13 protein-coding genes are annotated in these 17,856 nt (G+C 69.8%); 7 read left to right on the top strand and 6 right to left on the bottom strand.

Annotated elements, in window-relative coordinates:
- Nucleotide 1: 1 nt before the first annotated feature.
- Genes MUN76_RS13295 through MUN76_RS13310 form a run of 4 tightly spaced genes read right to left on the bottom strand, consistent with a single transcriptional unit; the run spans nt 2 to nt 4,771 of the window.
- A complete protein-coding gene (locus tag MUN76_RS13295; RefSeq protein WP_244685302.1) occupies nt 2-955 on the bottom strand; it encodes an NUDIX hydrolase in 954 nt (317 codons plus the stop codon).
- A complete protein-coding gene (locus MUN76_RS13300; protein WP_244685304.1) occupies nt 952-3,078 on the bottom strand; it encodes an RNA degradosome polyphosphate kinase in 2,127 nt (708 codons plus the stop codon). The genes MUN76_RS13295 and MUN76_RS13300 overlap by 4 nt, the downstream gene beginning before the upstream one ends.
- Nucleotides 3,075-4,100: a mycothiol synthase gene (gene mshD, locus MUN76_RS13305; RefSeq protein ID WP_244685305.1), complete on the bottom strand. Its 1,026-nt coding sequence runs from the start codon at nt 4,098-4,100 to the stop codon at nt 3,075-3,077. The genes MUN76_RS13300 and mshD overlap by 4 nt, the downstream gene beginning before the upstream one ends.
- Nucleotides 4,097-4,771, bottom strand: a complete 675-nt coding sequence (locus MUN76_RS13310) for a response regulator transcription factor (protein ID WP_244685306.1) — start codon at nt 4,769-4,771, stop codon at nt 4,097-4,099. Before MUN76_RS13310 ends, mshD begins: the two co-directional genes overlap by 4 nt.
- A gap of 209 nt (nt 4,772-4,980) precedes the next feature.
- On the opposite strand from MUN76_RS13310, the gene MUN76_RS13315 reads away from it, so the two are divergent.
- From MUN76_RS13315 to MUN76_RS13325, 3 genes are all read left to right on the top strand, one after another.
- Entirely contained in the window at nt 4,981-5,289 is a 309-nt protein-coding gene (locus MUN76_RS13315; protein ID WP_244685307.1) for a hypothetical protein, read from the top strand.
- 210 nt (nt 5,290-5,499) lie between these two features.
- Nucleotides 5,500-6,657 carry a CAF17-like 4Fe-4S cluster assembly/insertion protein YgfZ gene (ygfZ, locus tag MUN76_RS13320; protein WP_244685308.1) on the top strand — a complete coding sequence of 386 codons (1,158 nt, stop codon included), beginning with the start codon at nt 5,500-5,502 and terminating at the stop codon, nt 6,655-6,657.
- Between the two features lie 10 nt (nt 6,658-6,667).
- Nucleotides 6,668-7,408, top strand: coding sequence for a phosphoglyceromutase (locus MUN76_RS13325; protein ID WP_244685309.1), 741 nt, complete (start codon nt 6,668-6,670; stop codon nt 7,406-7,408).
- An 88-nt stretch (nt 7,409-7,496) separates the two neighbouring features.
- On the opposite strand, the gene MUN76_RS13330 is transcribed toward MUN76_RS13325, so the two are convergent.
- Nucleotides 7,497-7,694, bottom strand: a complete 198-nt coding sequence (locus tag MUN76_RS13330; RefSeq protein WP_244685310.1) for a DUF3073 domain-containing protein — start codon at nt 7,692-7,694, stop codon at nt 7,497-7,499.
- Nucleotides 7,695-7,824: 130 nt separating this feature from the next.
- On the opposite strand from MUN76_RS13330, the gene MUN76_RS13335 reads away from it, so the two are divergent.
- Nucleotides 7,825-8,466 (top strand): hypothetical protein, encoded by a 642-nt coding sequence (locus tag MUN76_RS13335; protein WP_244685311.1) that lies wholly within the window; start codon nt 7,825-7,827, stop codon nt 8,464-8,466.
- Nucleotides 8,467-8,514: 48 nt separating this feature from the next.
- Here the strand turns inward: MUN76_RS13335 and MUN76_RS13340 are convergent, their stop codons facing one another.
- Entirely contained in the window at nt 8,515-9,810 is a 1,296-nt protein-coding gene (locus MUN76_RS13340; RefSeq protein WP_244685312.1) for a DUF445 domain-containing protein, read from the bottom strand.
- Between the two features lie 100 nt (nt 9,811-9,910).
- Here MUN76_RS13340 and MUN76_RS13345 point away from each other — a divergent pair, with 100 nt between their 5' ends.
- The 3 genes from MUN76_RS13345 to MUN76_RS13355 all read left to right on the top strand — a co-directional run bounded on the left by MUN76_RS13345 (nt 9,911) and on the right by MUN76_RS13355 (nt 17,785).
- Nucleotides 9,911-14,005, top strand: coding sequence for an efflux RND transporter permease subunit (locus MUN76_RS13345; protein WP_244685313.1), 4,095 nt, complete (start codon nt 9,911-9,913; stop codon nt 14,003-14,005).
- Between the two features lie 3 nt (nt 14,006-14,008).
- Entirely contained in the window at nt 14,009-15,511 is a 1,503-nt protein-coding gene (locus MUN76_RS13350) for a DEAD/DEAH box helicase (RefSeq protein WP_244685315.1), read from the top strand.
- 198 nt (nt 15,512-15,709) lie between these two features.
- Nucleotides 15,710-17,785, top strand: a complete 2,076-nt coding sequence (locus tag MUN76_RS13355; protein WP_244685317.1) for an acyl-CoA dehydrogenase family protein — start codon at nt 15,710-15,712, stop codon at nt 17,783-17,785.
- Nucleotides 17,786-17,856: the final 71 nt, after the last annotated feature.

Consider the following 17,856-nt stretch of genomic DNA (forward strand, 5'->3'; position numbering starts at 1 on the left):
GTCAGTGCTTCAGGGGATAGGTCTCGACGCCGAGGATCCCGGCGCCGGGTCGTGTGCGCGAGAGGTGGAAGACGGAGAAGCCGCCAGGCGGGAGCGCCGCAGCCTTGTCGACGTATCCGCCCGGCAGGCTGCCGGTGGCGAGGATCAGCTCGCGCACGAGATCGGGCAGCACCGGTCGGTGGCTGCACAGCACCGCGTTGCGGCCGCGGGACACGGCCTTGCCGACGAGCGCGCGCAGATCCGTCAAGTCCCCCTCGTCCCAGTGGTCCTGGCTGAGCGCCTCCTTGGGGCGCACCCGCTTGCCGAGCGAGCTCGCGAGCGGCGCGACGGTCTCGAGGCAGCGCGTGGCCGTCGACGACAGGATCCGGCGCGGTCCGAAGGCGGCCAGGATCGGGGCGAGCGTCGCGGCCTGGGCGAGCCCGGTCGCTGCGAGCGGCCGCAGGTGATCCGTCGGATACGCTTCGCCGCGAGGCTCCGCCTTCGCGTGGCGCAGCAGCGTCACCGAGAACGTCTCCAAGAGATCGTGCTCGGCGAGCCGGAGGAAGACGTCGTAGAGCTCCCGGTCGGCGCGGTAGCTCAGGCGGCGCCGGGCCGCTTCCACCGGCACCCACTCGAGCGCCTGCACCTCGCCGTTCGGGGTGAAGGTCGAGGCGAGCGCCGCCTCGGCGGAGACCTCGGCCGCCCAGTACTGCACGGTCTTCGTGTTGCCGCCCGCGAGGTCGTAGTGGATGGTCCCGAGGTGCGAGCCGAGGGCGACGGAGAGCCCCGTCTCCTCCCGCGTCTCCCGGACGGCCGCCTCGGGCATGCTCTCGCCGGGATCGAGCTTGCCCTTCGGGAAGGAGACGTCCTTCTGCTTCGTGCGGTGGATCAGCAGCACCATGACGCGGCTGCCCCCGCCGGGCTTCGGCACGCGGCGCCAGCAGACCGTGCCCGCCGCGAGAATGTCGCGGCTCACCGCGCTCGCCGTGACCGCGCCTCGGTGCGATCCGCCATCACGAGGTCCTGCAGATCGGGGAGCGGCTCGCCCTCCTCGCTGATCACCCGGCGCTGCCACGAGCCGTTCGGCAGCATGCGCCAGGAGGAGACGGCGTCGCTGAACGCGAACTCGAAGAAGCGGTTGATCCGGGCGAGGTGCTCGCGCTCCGCGAGCTGCACGATGACCTCGATCCGCCGGTCGAGGTTGCGGTGCATCAGGTCGGCGGACCCGATGAAGACCTCCTGGGCACCGTCGTTCTCGAAGGCGTAGATGCGGGAGTGCTCGAGGTAGCGGCCGAGCACGGAGCGCACGCTGATGCTCTCGGACAGGCCGGGCACACCGGCGCGGATCGAGCAGATCCCGCGCACCCAGATCTCGATGGGCACACCTGCTTGGCTGGCGAGGTAAAGCGCGTCGATGATCGCCTCGTCGACCATCGAGTTGGCCTTGAGCTTGATGCCGCTGGGGCGCCCGGCGCGGGCGTGCGCGGCTTCGCGTTCGATGCGCTCGAGGAGCCCCGCGCGCAGCTGCAGCGGCGCGACGAGCAGGCGGTCGTAGTCGGTCTCGATCGCGTACCCCGAGAGCACGTTGAAGAGCTTCGTGACGTCGCGGCCGACCTCGGGCGAGGAGGTGAACAGGCCGAAGTCCTCGTAGATGCGGCTCGTCTTCGGGTTGTAGTTGCCCGTGCCGATGTGGCAGTAATGGCGCAGCTTGCCGCCCTCGTCGCGGATCACCTGCACGAGCTTGCAGTGGGTCTTGAGCCCGACGAGGCCGTATACCACGTGCACACCGGCCTGCTCGAGCTTGCGGGCCCAGGTGATGTTCGCCTCCTCGTCGAAGCGAGCCTTGACCTCGACGAGCGCGAGCACCTGCTTGCCCGCTTCCGCGGCCTTGATGAGCGACGCCACGATAGGGCTGTCGCCCGACGTGCGGTAGAGTGTCTGCTTGATCGCGAGCACGTCGGGGTCGGTCGCCGCCTGCTCGACGAACGCCTGCACACTCGTCGCGAACGACTCGTAGGGGTGGTGCACCAGCACCTCGCGGCGCGCGATGGCCGAGAACGTGTCGGGCTTCTCGCTCGGTGAGTTCGTGCGGAACTGGGGGTGGGTGACCGGGATGTGCGGCTTGAACTTCAGGTCGGGCCGCTGGATCCGGGTGAGCGCGAAGAGCCCGCTGAGGTCGAGCGGCGCCGGCAGGGTGTACACCTGCTGTTCATCGATGTCGAACTCACGGACGAGCAGGTCGAGGGTCGCCTCGTCCATATCGTCGGAGATCTCGAGCCGGATCGGCGGGCCGAACCGACGGCGCAGCAGCTCCTTCTCGAGGGCCTGGATGAGGTTCTCCGTCTCATCCTCCTCGATCTCGACGTCCTCGTTGCGGGTGACGCGGAAGACGTGGTCGTCCATCACCTCCATGCCGGGGAACAGTCCGTCGAGTTGATTCGCGATGAGGTTCTCGAGCGGAATGAACCGGACGTCGTCGACGGACTCGCGGCGATCCACCCGCACGTAGCGCGGGATCATCTGCGGCACCTTCAGGCGCGCGAATTCGATCTTGTCGGTCGCGGGGTTCCGCACGCGGATCGAGAGGTTGAGGGCGCGGCCCGAGATGTAGGGGAACGGGTGCGCCGGGTCGACGGCGAGCGGCATGAGCACGGGGTAGATGTGCTGCTCGTAGTAGTCGTTCAGGATCTCGCGATCGGCGTCGTCGAGCTGGTCCCAGTCGACGATCCGCACTCCGGCCTCGGCCAGGGCCGGCTGCACCTGCTCCACGAAGCAGCGGGCGTGGCGCAGCTGCAGCTCGTACGCGGTGCGGTTGATGTCGGCGAGCACTTCGATCGGGGCGCGCCCCACGTTGGTCGGGACCGCGAGTCCGGTGACGATGCGGCGCTTGAGGCCAGCGACGCGCACCATGAAAAACTCGTCGAGGTTCGAGGCGAAGATCGCCAGGAAGTTGGCGCGCTCGAGCAGCGGGATCGTCGGATCCTCGGCGAGCTCCAGGACGCGCTGGTTGAAAGCGAGCCAGCTGAGCTCGCGGTCGATGTAGCGGTCCGCGGGCAGGCTGTCGCGATCGAGGATCTCGTCGCGGGTGTCGTCGGTCATGCGTCCATTCTGACACCCTGCGCGAGCGTCCCGCTCCGCCGCCATTGCCGGCTGCGTGAATCAACGGTGAACCCGGCCCGGCGGTAGAGCTCGACCGCGCGCTCGTTGTCGCCGTCGACGTACAGGGTGACCCGATTCGGGCGATGCTCGGCCATGCGGGCGAGCGTGACGTCGAGGAGGAATCGTCCGAGCCCGTGGCCCGCGTACTCCGGGTGGACCCCGACGGCGTAGAGCTCGCACTCCGGGGCCTCGCCCGGCTCGCCCGCGATCGTTTTGACCCAGGTGGAGCCCGCGAGCGCTCCGCTCGGCCCGGCGAGCAGGAAGAGATCGTCGGGATCGAACCACGGCTCCTCGGTGACGAGCCGGACGTCATCCGCCGTCATACGCCCCTGCTCGGGGTGCGTGGCGAAGGCCGCGGCATTGACCGCGACCCAGGCGTCCACGTCGGCGGCGTTGCCGGCGCGGAACGCCCGGAGAGTGAAGCCTTCGGGGGGCCGCAGACCGAGCGGATCGAGGCCGTCCGCCGGCAGACGCGCGGGATCGAGCGCCATGCGGAAGAGCAAGCGGACGGGGGCGAACCCCGCGTGCGCGAGCAGCGCCTCGGCCGCCGGGTTCTCGCCGTGGGCCCAGGCGAGGAGTTCGCCCGGTGCCTCTGCGAGCAGCAACTCGAGTGCGGCGCCGCCGATGCCGCGCCCCCGAGCGTCCGGACGCACGACGAGGTCGACCTCCCCGTCGCCGACGATCCCGGCGGCGACGATGCCGTCCGCGTCGATGCCGTCGTCGGTGATGCCGTCGCCGGCGATGCCGTCGGTTCCCGGCTCCGCGAAGATCAGCAGCGTGCGCTGCCCTTGGGCGACGGCGAGCATCGCCTGATCGGAGACGGGGGAGAGGCCATCGTGCTCCTCCGCCCGTGCCATGAGCGCGCGAGCGGCACGCATGGCCGATGCATCGGTTGCCTCGACGCGCGTCGCGATGAGCACGGGGTGCTGGGTGGTTCGGTCTTCTGGCTCGGAGGTGGTCACTCGCCGTCCTCGTCGTAGCGGGCCCGAGCGAACCCGTACCCCACTCCGCGGACGGTGCTGATCAGACCCTCGTGTTCGCCCAGCTTCGCACGCAATCGCCGCACATGCACGTCGACCGTGCGGGTGCCGCCGAAGTAGTCCGTGCCCCACACCTCGCTGAGCAGCTGATCGCGGGTGAAGACCCGGCCCGGGTGCCCCGCGAGGAAGTGGAGGAGCTCGAACTCCTTGTAGGTCAGATCGAGGGTGCGGCCGAAGACCCGCGCGATGAAATTGGACTCATCAATGACAACGCCCGCGGACTGGACCGCGGGCGGAGTGGTATCGGTGTCGGAGACGGGGCGCTCGAGCAAGCGGAGGCGGAGCTCGATCTCCGCGGGGCTGGCCGTCGGCAGCAGCAGGTCGCGCACTCCCCAGTCCAGCGTCAGCGCGGGCAGCGCGACCTCGGGCAGGATCACGACGCGGGGGGTGTCGGTCGCCTCGACGAGCGCGAGGCTCGCGGTGCGCGCACGGCGCGGATCCAGGCTGCCGTCGATGAGGATCGCGTCGAAGCGCGACGCCATCGTCTCCGGTACGCGGAGGGAGAGGGGGGAGGTGCGCACCTCGTGGGGCAGCAGGTCGAGCCCGGGCAGGGAGTCCGCGGGATCGCGATCCGTGAGGCAGAGCAGCTGCATGTGTTCGCTCCCTTCTCGCACCGACGACGTGAACTCCATAGTACTGAGGCGTGTTTCAGGTTCGTTACGTTCTGTTCCAGCGGTGTTTCGGTCACGCGGCCGCCTCGCCTCGGGGCGGCGTCACCAGCATTCGGATGACGAGGATGTGTCGCGGAGCCGACCGGTGCATTGCCGGGTCGTGTCCTGGGCGTGTGTGCGAGGATAGGAGCGTGACCGAGCCTGCGCCCTCAGACGCCCCCGAGATGCGGGATGCGCACGCTTGGCATGTCCCGCGCCTCGTGATCGCGTGGTTGCTCACCGCCGTGATCGGCGTGCTGGTGACCCTGCTGGTGCCGACCGAGCAGCGGTTCCCCTGGCTCGTCCTGGCGATCGGGGTCAGCACGCTCGTGACGTTCGCCCTGCAGCTCGGTACCGCGCAGCGCGTGGGGTTCATCACGCGCGTCGCGTTCAGTGTCGCCGGATCCGTGTTGATCATCGCGGTCATCGATGTGATCGGTCTGCTCGTCGACGCCGCCTGAGCGGCCGCACCGGAACGGGCGACGACGCTCGCCGGGGCGATTCGGAAGTTCCGGTGGATTTGCTAGACTGGCGCCATGCTTCTCGCTCTCGAACTCTTCTTCCTGGGTCTGCTCGGCCTGGCATCGCTGGCGATCATGTGGGTTTCGGGCACGGTCATCTACCGTCTCTTCAAGGGTCAGCGCTAACCCCTGCTCTCTGGCACACGCGAGATGACGCCGTTCCTGGCGCTCCCCGGAGCCGTCGCCGCTGACGAGATCGGCGTCGCGGCGCACTACGGCGAGCCGCTGCTCGAGCAGCGCAGCCTCGACGCGGGGGAGGCGATCGTCGATCTCTCCCATCGCGGGGTAGTGATCGTCTCCGGCCCCGACCGTCTCAGGTGGCTGCACTCGATGACGAGTCAGCAGCTCACCGGCCTGCAGCCGGGCGAGTGCGTCGAGACGATGCTCCTGGATCCGAACGGGCGTATTGAGCGGGTCATCCGCCTGGTCGATGACGGCGAGCGGAGTTGGCTGCTCGTCGACGAAGGATCCGCCGCGCCGCTCACGGAGTTCCTCACCCGCATGCGCTTCGCGCTCCGCGTCGAGGTGCAGGACGCCTCCGATGCCTATGCCGCCGTCCTCGCGTTCGAAGGCCCGGCCGCAGACGCGCTGCGCACGATCGCGCCAGCGACCGAGTGGCGCGATCCCTGGTCCCGGGTGCTCCCGGGCGGGGTGCAGTACTCGCACGGCGAGCACCCCGGCGCCGAGTGGTCGGCGGTGCAGTTCGTCTTCGAACGCGAGCGGCTGGACGCGGTGGTCGATCTCGTCCGTGTCGGCCGCGTCCGCGCCGCGGGGCTCCTCGCGCTCGATGCGCTCGAGGTGCGGGCCTGGCGGCCCGCGCAGCACGGCGACGTCGACGAGCGTTCGATCCCGCACGAGTTCGACTGGATGCGCACCGCCGTGCACCTCACGAAGGGCTGCTATCGCGGGCAGGAGACGATCGCCAAGGTGCACAACCTCGGGCACCCGCCGCGCCGCCTCGTGCTCCTGCACCTCGACGGGTCGGGGGGAGAACTCCCGGTCCCCGGCGCGCTCGTCTATCGCGCCGGCGAGGCCGCCGATCCCGAGTCGCGCCCCGTCGGTCGGGTCACCCGCTCCGCGCTGCACCACGAGTGGGGCGGCATCGCGCTGGCGCTCGTGAAGCGCGCGGTGGCAGAAGACGCCGCACTCGAACTCCGCGCCGGTGGCACCGGAGCCGACGCGTCGAGCGTCGAGGGACAGATCGTGGCTGCCACTCAGGAGATCATCGTCCCCGCGGACGCCGGCGCCACCCGCGGGGTGCTGCCGACCACGCGTTTCCCCGCACGCCGCAATCGACCGAACGGATAGGTTCACGACCATGACCCAGACACTTATTCTGCTGCGCCACGGCCAGAGCGAATGGAACGAGAAGAACCTCTTCACCGGCTGGGTGGACGTTCGGCTCACGGAGAAGGGCCGCGGCGAGGCGGCTCGCGCCGGCGAGCTGCTCGCGGACGCGGGGCTGCACCCCGACGTGCTGCACACCTCCGTGCTCAGCCGCGCGATCCAGACCGCGAACCTCGCGCTGGAGACGGCGGACCGCCTGTGGATCCCGGTCAAGCGGTCGTGGCGTCTGAACGAGCGCCACTACGGCGCGCTGCAGGGTCTCGACAAGGCCGAGACCCTCGAGAAGTACGGCGAGCAGCAGTTCATGGAGTGGCGGCGCTCTTTCGACACCCCTCCGCCGGTGCTCGACGACACGAGCGAGTGGTCGCAGGCGAACGATCCGCGCTACGCGGACATCGACGGCGAGCGACCGCGCACCGAGTGCCTGAAGGACGTCATCACCCGCATGGTCCCGTACTGGGAGACGGAGATCCTGCCGGATCTGCGCGCGGGCAAGACGGTGCTCGTCACCGCGCACGGGAACTCGCTCCGTGCGCTGGTCAAGCACCTCGAAGGCATCTCCGACGCCGACATCGCGGGTCTCAACATCCCGACCGGCATGCCGCTCGTCTACCAGATCAGCGAAGACGGGTCCCCGCTGGGCGCAGGCCAGTACCTCGACCCCGAAGCCGCGGCCGCGGGTGCCGCAGCCGTCGCGCAACAGGGACGTTGACGCGGTCCGCGGAGCCGGGTGGTCGGGGGCGTGAGTCCTCGGTTACCCGGTCGCAGAGCCCGCGGCACGTCGTGCTCGGGATCTCCGGTTAGCGCGTGGCCGAGCCTTCGTCGTCGTCCTCTGCGCCGTGCTGCTCGGCGTATTCCGCCCAGGGATCCTGCTCGACCTGGGTGCTCGACCCGTTCGACAGTTCACGTTCAAGCGCAGAGTAGTTCGTGTCGGGACTGAAATACTTCAGCTCCCTGGCGACCTTGGTGTGCTTTGCCTTTTGACGGCCGCGCCCCATGCGTGACCCCCTTACACATTCGGGCCCCGCGGACTGCGCCTCGGGACAGGTACCAATTCAAATAGACGTATGGAGCAGATTCTAGCATGACGGACCATGCCGCTGAGCCCGATGGCGTTACGATGAACGCATGAGTGAACCCCGCGGTCGATCCCGCTCCGTGCGTGTGATCCTGATCGCCCTGCTCGCCGTCGGCGTGCTGGTCTTGGGCGTCGTGATCGCCGTCCTCGTGCCGATTCTGACCCACCAGAGCGCGGGAGGATCGGGTCAGGAGATCTCGGACGAGCTGGTGCCCGAGGTGCGTGCCGACGGCGCTGACGGCCGGACCCGCGTGCTCAGCGTCGACACGAGCGACGGTGCACCCGCCGATGTCAGCGCCCTCGTGCCGGGGGAGGAGCTCGAGGTGCGCGGCACGGGCTTTGATGCCGGTATCGGCATATACGTCGCGATCTGCGCGATCCCGGAGTCGCCGACGGAGAAGCCGTCACCGTGTCTCGGGGGCATCCCCGATGGCGCTGAGGGTGGTGGCGCGGCCGGTGCGGAGGCGCTCTCCAGCGTCTGGATCACCGACGACTGGGCGTGGCGGGCGTTCGCGACGCAGGGGTACGACGATCCGGAGAAGGGCTCGTTCTCCGCTCGCATCACCGTACCGGATCCCGTGATGGACGGGCTGGACTGCACGGTGACCCGGTGCGCGATCGCGACGCGCGCGGACCACACGGCGTCCTCCGACCGGATCCAGGACATACTGCTCCCGGTCGCATTCGGCTGAGCCGACCTCGGCGTTCGCCGGAGCCGACTTCGGCCCGCCGCCGACGGGCTACTGGGTGAGCGGCGTGATGACGAGCGTCGCGAACGCGTAGATCGCGAGCCCGGCGAGCGAGCCGACGATCGTGCCGTTGATGCGGATGAACTGGAGATCCTTACCGATCTGCAACTCGATCTTCTCCGCCGCCTCCTGCGCGTCCCAGCGCTGCACCGTCTCGGTGACGACCCCGGCGAGGTCGTGCCGATACGTGGTGACGAGGTGCTGGACCACACCCATCACCCAGACGTCGATCTTGAACTGCAGGGTCGAGTCGTCGAGGAGTCGATGCCCGAAGTCCTGCAGCGCGGTCGTGAGCCGCGTGCGGAGGTCGCTCTCCGGATCCTCCAGCATCTCCACGAGGGCGCTGCGGGCAAGCTCCCAGGTGCTCGCCGCGAGTGCGCGGATCCGGGGGCTGTCGAACACCTCGTGCTTGAAGGACTCCAGCTGCGCCTGCAGCGCCTCTTGCTCCTGCAGATCCCTCGCGAGGTCGGTGAGGAAGCGTCCGATGGCGATCCGGAATGGGTGCTCACGATCCTGCGTCACCGACTGCGCGAAGCGGACCGCCTCGGCGTGCATCCGCCCGTCCACGAAGCGGTCGACCACACTCGGCACCCAGGAGGGGAGCCGGGACGACACGACGCGGTCGAACGCGGCGGGGTGCGCGACGAGCCACTCCTCGAGCCGGGACGCCGCGATGTCGATGAGCGCCTCGTGGTGATCGCCCTCCAGGAAGGATCCCGTGGCGCGCCCGAGCAGAGGCCCCCACTCGGGTTCCACGACGTGACGACGCACGAGCGACTCGATGAGCTCACGCACGTCGTCGTCGTCGAGCACGGTGAGCGCGCCGAGTCCGGCGGACGCGATCATGCCGTTCACCTTCTCCGCATTGGCGCGCTGCGTGATCCACTCGCCCGCCATCCGGGCCCCGCTGATCTGGCTGAGCTTGTTGTGCACGACGTCGTCGGCGAGGAAATTCTCCTCGATGAAGGATCCGAGTCCCTCGCCGATGTCGTCCTTCTTGCTGGAGATCAGATTCGTGTGCGGGATCCGGATGCCGAGGGGGTACCGGAAGAGCGCGGTCACGGCGAACCAGTCAGCGAGTGCACCGACCATGCCGCCCTCGCTCGCCGCCCGCACGTAGCCGAGCCACGGGACCCGATCCTGCAGTGCGAAGGACACGACGAACACGACGGCCATGAATGCCAGCAGACCGAGTGCGATGGCCTGCATCTTGCGCAGGCCGGCGAGTCGTTCGAAGTCGGCGGGGGTGACGGCGCCGAGCGTGCGTCGGCTTCGAGACTGCGGCATCCTTGTATTATCCACCCTGGAGCCCCGCCGTCGGGCCGACGGGCCTCCGGGGGCGCATCGCCGGGCCGATTCCGCGACGCCGCGTGGGATAATCGGCGCTATGCATATTCTCACGGCGTTGAGCTTGAAGAACCGCGCGCTCATCGCGCTCGTGACGATCGTCGCCGCCGTGTTCGGGCTGATCGGGGTGGGATCGCTCAAGCAGGAGCTCATGCCCTCGGTGCAGTTCCCCGCGATCGCCGTCGTGACGAGCTACCCGGGGGCCTCCCCGGACGTCGTGAACAACGACGTCTCGGGTCCCATCGAGACGGCGCTTCGGGGTGTGCCGCAGCTCGAGAGCACCACGGCGACCTCCAGCACCGGTGCCTCGATGGTGGTCGCGCAGTTCACCTACGGGGTCGATCTCTCGGTCACGGAGCAGAAGGTCGAGCGGGCCATCAGCCGGATCTCGCAGCTGCTCCCGGCGTCCGCGGACACGCAGGTCGCGTCGGGCAGCATCGACGACTTTCCGGTCATTCAGATCGCGGTCACTCCGGCGGAGGGGGAGACCCCCGAGGCGACCGCGCAGCTCGTCGAGCGGATCGCGACCCCGGAGCTCAGTGATCTCGAGGGAGTGCGGGACGCGCAGCTGGCCGGTGCCCGCGGGGACCGGGTCACGATCGTGCCGAATGTCGAGGCGCTCGCAGCCCAGGGCCTCTCGCCGCAGACGATCACCGACACGCTCCAGCAGAGCGGGGTGCTGATCGCCGCGGGAACCGTGACGGACGGCGACCGGACGCTCGCTGTGCAGGCGGGGTCGGCGATCTCGTCGGCGGAGGAGATCGCCGCGCTGCCGCTTGCCGTGAGCCCCGAGCAGCTCGCCGCGCAACAGCAGGCGATCCTCGAGCAGCAGGCGCAGGCCTCGCTCCGACCCGGCATCGCCGAGGAGCTCCCGGCCGTTGAGGCGGCGCCGACCCCAACGATCGGCGAACTCGCGACGGTGACGCTCGAACCCAATCCGCAGCAGAGCATCTCGAGGGTCGACGGCGCCCCGGCGCTCACCATCGGCGTCACCAAGATGTCGGCGGCGAACACCGTGGACGTGTCGCACGCCGTGCAGGAGAAGCTCGACGAACTGCAGGACCAGCTCGGCGGCGCGCAGCTGACCGTCATCTTCGATCAGGCCCCCTACATCGAGAAGTCGATCGAGACCCTGACCACCGAGGGTCTCCTCGGACTGATCTTCGCCGTGCTCGTGATCCTCGTGTTCCTGATGTCGGTGCGTGCGACCCTCGTCACGGCCATCTCGATCCCGACCTCCGTGCTGCTCACGTTCGTCGGCCTGAACTTCGCGGAGTACACGCTCAACCTGCTGACGCTGGGCGCCTTGACCATCTCGATCGGCCGCGTCGTCGACGACTCGATCGTGGTCATCGAGAACATCAAGCGCCACTTGACGGTGGGTGCCGACCGCACGGCGACGATCATCGAGGCGGTGCGGGAGGTCGCGGGGGCGATCACCGCGTCCACCATCACCACCGTGGCGGTCTTCCTCCCCATGGCGTTTGTGGACGGCATGGTCGGCGAGCTCTTCCGGCCCTTCGCCTTCACGGTCACCATCGCCCTGATCGCCTCGCTCCTCGTGTCGCTGACGATCGTGCCGGTGCTCGCGTACTGGTTCCTGCGGCCCGAGTCCGGGAGCGCACGTCGCTTCGGGCGTCGGCGCACCGCCGTCGCGGCGAGCCCCGAGGATGCAGCTTCCGCGGAGGCCGGCTCTGCAGCAACCGATCCGACGGGCGCCGAGGCTGAACCGGTGACGGCCCTGCAGCGCGGCTACCGCCCCATCATCGAGTGGACGCTGCGGCGCCCCGCGATCACCCTCGTCGTCGCCGTTGTGGTGTTCGGGCTCACGATCGCAGCCAGCCCGTTCATGAAGACCAACTTCCTGGGCGCTGACGAGCAGAACTCGGTCGGCCTGACGCAGACGCTCGCTCCCGGCACCAGCCTCGATGCCCAGCTCGCGCAGGCCGAGCGCGTCGAGACCGCCCTCGGCGAGGTCGCCGCGGTCGAGACCGTGCAGGTCACGATCGGCAGCGCCGGTGGCGGCATGACCGCACTCTTCGGTGGCGGAAGCGACGGTGCCGTGAGCTACTCGATCACCACCGATCCCGGCGCGAACCAGGAGCAGACGCAGACGCAGATCCGAGATGCCGTTGATGCCCTCGACGACGCGGGCGAGTTCTCGATCGGCCAGTCCGGCGGTGGCGTGACCTCGTCGAGCGCCATCGAGGTGAACGTCACCGCGCCCGACCAGCAGCTGCTCGCAGAGGCGAGCGAGGCGCTCACCGCCGAGCTCGCCGAGCAGGGCGGGCTGCGCCAGATCGAGAGTGATCTCGCGCAGTCCCGACCGTACCTGAGCATCGTGGTGGATCGCGCCGCGGCGGCGCAGGTCGGGCTGACGGAAGCCGGGGTCGCAGGGCAGGTCGCGAGCCAGATGCAGCCGAGCCAGATCGGCCAGATCACGATGGAGGCGAACACCATCGCCGTGTACCTCCAGAACGGGGTCGCTCCGACGGACGAGGCGGGTGTCGCCGCGCTCCCGATCCAGACGGCCGCAGGGCCGCAGGCGCTCAGCACGCTCGCCGTGGTCGCGGTCGCTGACGGCCCGGTGACGGTCCGCACCGAGGACGGCGTGCGCATGGTCACCGTCTCCGCGTTGCCGGAGGGCGACGATCTCACCGCGGCGAGCGTCGCGGTGAATGCAGCGCTCGAGTCGGTCGAACTCCCGGAGGGCGCGAGCGCGAGTATCGGCGGCGTCATGACGCAGCAGTCCGAAGCCTTCCAGCAGTTGGGCCTCGCGCTCCTGGCGGCGATCCTCATCGTGTACGTCGTGATGGTCGCGACATTCCGCAGCCTGCTCCAGCCGCTCCTGCTGCTGATCTCGGTGCCGTTCTCGGCGACCGGTGCGATCCTGCTGCTCATCGTGACCGGGATCCCGCTCGGCGTCGCCTCGCTCATCGGGGTGCTGATGCTCATCGGCATCGTGGTGACGAACGCGATCGTGCTCGTCGACCTCGTGAATCAGTATCGGGCGCGCGGAGACGCGCTGCGGGACGCGGTGCTGCACGGCACCCTGCAGCGTCTCCGACCGATCGTGATGACCGCGCTCGCGACGATCCTGGCGCTCACGCCGATGGCGCTCGGGATCACGGGCAAGGGCGGGTTCATCTCGCAACCTCTCGCGGTGGTCGTGATCGGCGGCCTGCTGTCGTCGACGGTGCTCACGCTGGTGGTGCTCCCGACGCTCTACTACATCGTCGAGCGTCGGCGCGAGGGCGGGTCCCGTCCGCGTCGCCGCAGGGGCGCGGACTCGGGGCCGGGCGGGATCGCCGCGGCTGGGCTCGTTGGTGCGGGTGCTGGTCTCGGTGCGGGTGGAGGTATGGTTCCGGATCCGCGTGAGCCGTCGGAGCCGTCGCCCGGGGACACGCTTCCGGTCGAGCGCATCGGGCCGCGGCGCGGCCGCTCGACGCTCGGGCTGCCGGTCGTCGAGGAGGCTTCGCCGATGCCGCCGATGCCGCCAATTCCGCCGGAGCCGATTGTGACGCCGCCCGCGCCGACTGCGTCTGTGACGCCGCCCGTGTCGCCGGAGCCCAGGACGCCGCCGATGCCCGCGGTACCGGTGACCCCGGTCCAGCCGGTCGAGCACGCGAAGGCCGAGGATGCGTCCGGACCGGACGACCCTCCTGCCCCTGACGTTCCTGCGGACGACCGCGGAGCGGATGCCGGGCCGGCGACGGCGCAGATGTCGCTCGCGCTGAACGATCTCGGATTTGTGGGTGAGCAGGATCCGCTCCGTCCCGACGAGATCGATGAGATCGTGGAGCGCGCGGAGCCCATCGAGCCCATTGAGCGTGCCGAGCCCGTCGTGCCCGCCGCGCCCGCCGAATCCGTCGCACCCATCGAGCCGGACGGCGACGACAGCGCGGCACCGGGCGCGCACGGAGTGCTCCCCGAGGAGGCGGCCGCGCCGCCGGTGACGGGGGAGCTGGACTGGGAGCAGCTGCTCTGGCAGGCGACGCAGGAGGTCGACGAGGCCATCGAGGAGGAGTCGGGTCAGGCCGACGCCGCCGACGCTCCGCGGACCCCGTTGGCTCCTCGCGCCGATCCCGAACACCCATCATCGCCGGAGCACGGCGACCAGCGGACACAGGACTAGACCGTGGCACAGAAGCGCCGAGGCGGGTTCAAGGCCCCCGGAAACTACGAGCCGTCGCGCGGGCGCAAGCCCAAGCGCTTCGGGCCGCGCGATGCCCCGAAGCCGGATCGCTCGGACGCGGGATCCCCGAAATCCCGGGCGCCCCAGTCGGGTGACGGGACATCTCGGACATCCCGGTCCGGTACCCCGAAGTCGAACGACTCGACGCAGCAGCGCGCCCCGCGGTCTCCGCGCCCGGCCCCCGCGGCAGACGTGGTGCTTGAGCGGCTCGACACCCAGCTCACCACCGCGGCGGATGTCGCCGGGCTCGACTTCGCGGATCTCGGACTGGGCGGCAACATCGTGCGCACGCTCACCGAACTCGGAGCGACGACGCCGTTCCCGATTCAGGCGGCGACCATTCCCGACACGCTCCGTGGGCGTGACGTGCTGGGTCGTGCGCGCACCGGCTCGGGCAAGACGATCGCGTTCGGAGCGGCCCTCGTCGAGCGGCTCCTGAAGCTGAAGGCCGACGGCGCGTTCGCGTCGGATCCGGCCGCGAAGGCCGCGAAACCCCGTCGCGGTGAGCGTGCCCCGCGACGGGTGGCGCGCAAACCGAAGGCGCTGATCCTCGCCCCGACGCGGGAGTTGGCCCTCCAGATCGACCGCACGGTGCAGCCGATCGCCCGATCCGTCGGGTTCTACACCGGGCAGTTCGTCGGGGGAGTGCCCATCGACCCGCAGCTGCACGCGCTGGAGCGCGGCGTCGACATCGTCATCGGGACTCCGGGTCGGGTGCAGGATCTCATCACCCGCCGGAAGCTGGATCTGCGCGAGGTGGTGGTGACCGTGCTCGACGAGGCGGACCACATGTGCGATCTCGGATTCCTGGAACCGGTGCAGCGGATCCTGCGCGAGACCGACCGCCGCGGGCAGCGCCTGCTGTTCTCGGCCACGCTCGACAGCGGGGTCTCCGCGCTCATCGCGGAGTTCCTCCGCTCGCCCGCCGCGCACGAGGCGGAGGAGGCTCGCCGGGGTGAATCATCGCACCGGGTCCTGGTGGTCATGCGCGAGGACAAAGACGCCGTGCTGACTCAGCTCGTCTCGCGTCGCGGGCGTATCATGGTGTTCTGCCGCACCCGCGCATCCGCGGAGCGGCTCTCAGAGCTGCTCGCCGATGCGGGTGTCCGGGCGATCGCCCTCCACGGCGACCTCACGCAGTCGAAGCGCGAGCGCAACCTCGCGCGATTCGCCGAAGGCAAGGCGGCCGTGCTCGTGGCCACCGATGTCGCGGCGCGGGGGCTGCACGTCGACGATGTCGACCTGGTCGTGCAGGCGGATCCGCCGGACGACTACAAGACCTACCTGCACCGTGCGGGCCGCACCGGGCGGGCGGGCAAGAGCGGCCAGGTGATCACCGTGATCCCGCGCACGCGTCAGCAGCGGACGCGAGAACTCCTGGAGCACGCCGGTGTCACGCCGGTGAGCTTCGGCGACTTCGTGCCGGGCCAGCGGCTCGAGCGGTAAGGCTCCCGCTGTTTGGGGCGACCTCCAGAAAACCAGGGTCGCTATTGGAGGGGTTCGACAACGTGCTCCCGGGAGCGTCCCGGGGTGCGTTGTGGGGAGTCGGTCGAGTGATTGCCGGTGTCCGCGGTGCCACTTACGCTGGCAGCATCACTCGGACAGCGACGCTGCGCCGAGATGTCCCGTCACAAAGGAGTCTTGATGACCGACACCACCGTTGCGCAGACCTCCGCCGCCGCACGCGACGCACGCATTGATGTCGAGGCCGTCGGCGACGCGCTCCTCGGTCGGTGGAAGCAGGAGCGCCTGGAGGCGCGCGCGACCGCCGAGGACCCCCGACTGCACACGATCCCGGGCCAGACCATGGCGGAGCATCGCAACCGGGTCTTCGAGCAGCTCGGTCTGCTGGTCGAGGCGGGTGCGATCCAGCGCGCCTACCCGACTGATCTCGGCGGCTCCGACAACCACGGCGGCAACATCGCCGCGTTCCAGGAGCTGGTGCTCGCCGATCCGTCGCTGCAGATCAAGAGCGGTGTGCAGTGGGGGCTCTTCGGAGCCGCGATCCTGCACCTCGGCACGCGCGAGCACCACGAGCGCTGGCTACCGGACGTCATGAACCTCACGCTTCCCGGGGCCTTCGCGATGACCGAGATCGGCCACGGCTCCGACGTCGCCTCGATCGGGACCACCGCGACCTACGATCCCGACACCGAGGAGTTCGAGATCCACACGCCCTTCACCGGCGCCTGGAAGGACTACCTCGGCAACGCGGCCCTACACGGGCAGGCGGCCGTCGTGTTCGCGCAGCTCATCACGGCGGGTGTGAACCACGGCGTGCACGCCTTCTTCGTGCCGATCCGCACCCCGGCCGGCGACATGATGCCCGGCGTCGGGAGCGAGGACGACGGGGTCAAGGGCGGTCTGAACGGGATCGACAACGGCCGGCTGCACTTCAGCCACGTCCGGATCCCGCGCACGAACCTGCTGAACCGCTACGGCGACGTCGCCGCCGACGGGACCTACACCTCGGACATCGAGAGCCCCGGCCGCCGCTTCTTCACGATGATCGGCACGCTCGTCCAGGGGCGAGTATCGCTCGACGGAGCCTCCGTGCGCGCCATGCAGGCGGCGCTCGCCATCGCGATCCGCTACGGCAGCGAGCGGCGGCAGTTCCCCGGCGCATCGGGTCGCGAGACGGTGCTGCTCGACTACGGCCAGCACCAGCGCCGGCTGATCCCACGGCTCGCGCAGAGCTACGCGATGGCGTTCGCCGACGAGCGGCTGCTCACTCTGTTCGACGAAGTGTTCTCCGGTGTCGGCGACACTCCAGAGAACCGGGAAGACTTGGAGACGCTCGCCGCCGCGCTGAAGCCGCTGTCGACCTGGGCAGCGCTCGACACGCTGCAGGAAGCGCGCGAAGCCTGCGGCGGCGCAGGGTTCATGGCGAAGAACCGCCTGACCGGCCTGCGCGCGGATCTCGACATCTACGTCACCTTCGAGGGTGACAACAACGTCCTGCTCCAGCTCGTCGGCAAGCGACTGCTCACGGACTACGCGGCGCAGTTCAAGAACGCGGATCGCGCCACCCTCGCGAAGGCGGCGGCGAGCCAGCTCGGCGACCGCGTGAGCCGCTTCGGTCTCCGGCAGGTCGGCCAGAGCATCGCCGATCTCGGTCAGGTGGCGCGCTCGGTGGAGAGCGTGCGAAACCCGGAGTCGCAGCGTGCGCTCCTCACCGATCGGGTCGAGACGATGATCTCGGAAATCGCACTCGCGCTGCGCGACGCGACGAAGGACGTGCCGAAGAGCGATGCGCGGGCACGGGCCATCGCGAACGAGGCGGCCTTCAACGCCCAGCAGCACAAGCTCATCGCGGCCGCTCGCGCCCACGGCGAGCTCCTGCAGTGGGAGTCCTTCACCGACGCGATCGAGCGGATCACCGACGAGCCGACGCGGCAGGTGCTCACCTGGCTGCGCGACCTGTTCGGCCTCGGTCTCATCGAGACCAACGCCGCCTGGTACCTCGTGCAGGGCCGGATCTCGGGCCAGCGCGCCGAAGCCGTGACGGCGTACATCGACCGGTTGATCGGCCGGCTCCGCGAGCACGCCCTCGATCTCGTCGTTGCGTTCGGGTTCACCCCGGAGCTGCTCCGCGCCGAGATCGCCACCGGGATCGAGGCCGAGCGGCAGGCGGAGGCGCAGGCGTACGTCGAGGCCCAGCGTGCCGCCGGCACGTGGCCGATCCACGAGAAGGAGCTGCGGGCGCGCGCCCGATCCTGACCCCGGCCCTGGTCCCGGCCCCGGCCCCGATCCTCGTGCGACGCGGGGATACAGTGGACGCATGACTGAGC

The organism is Leucobacter rhizosphaerae (genome assembly GCF_022919175.1).
GTDB lineage: Bacteria > Actinomycetota > Actinomycetes > Actinomycetales > Microbacteriaceae > Leucobacter > Leucobacter rhizosphaerae.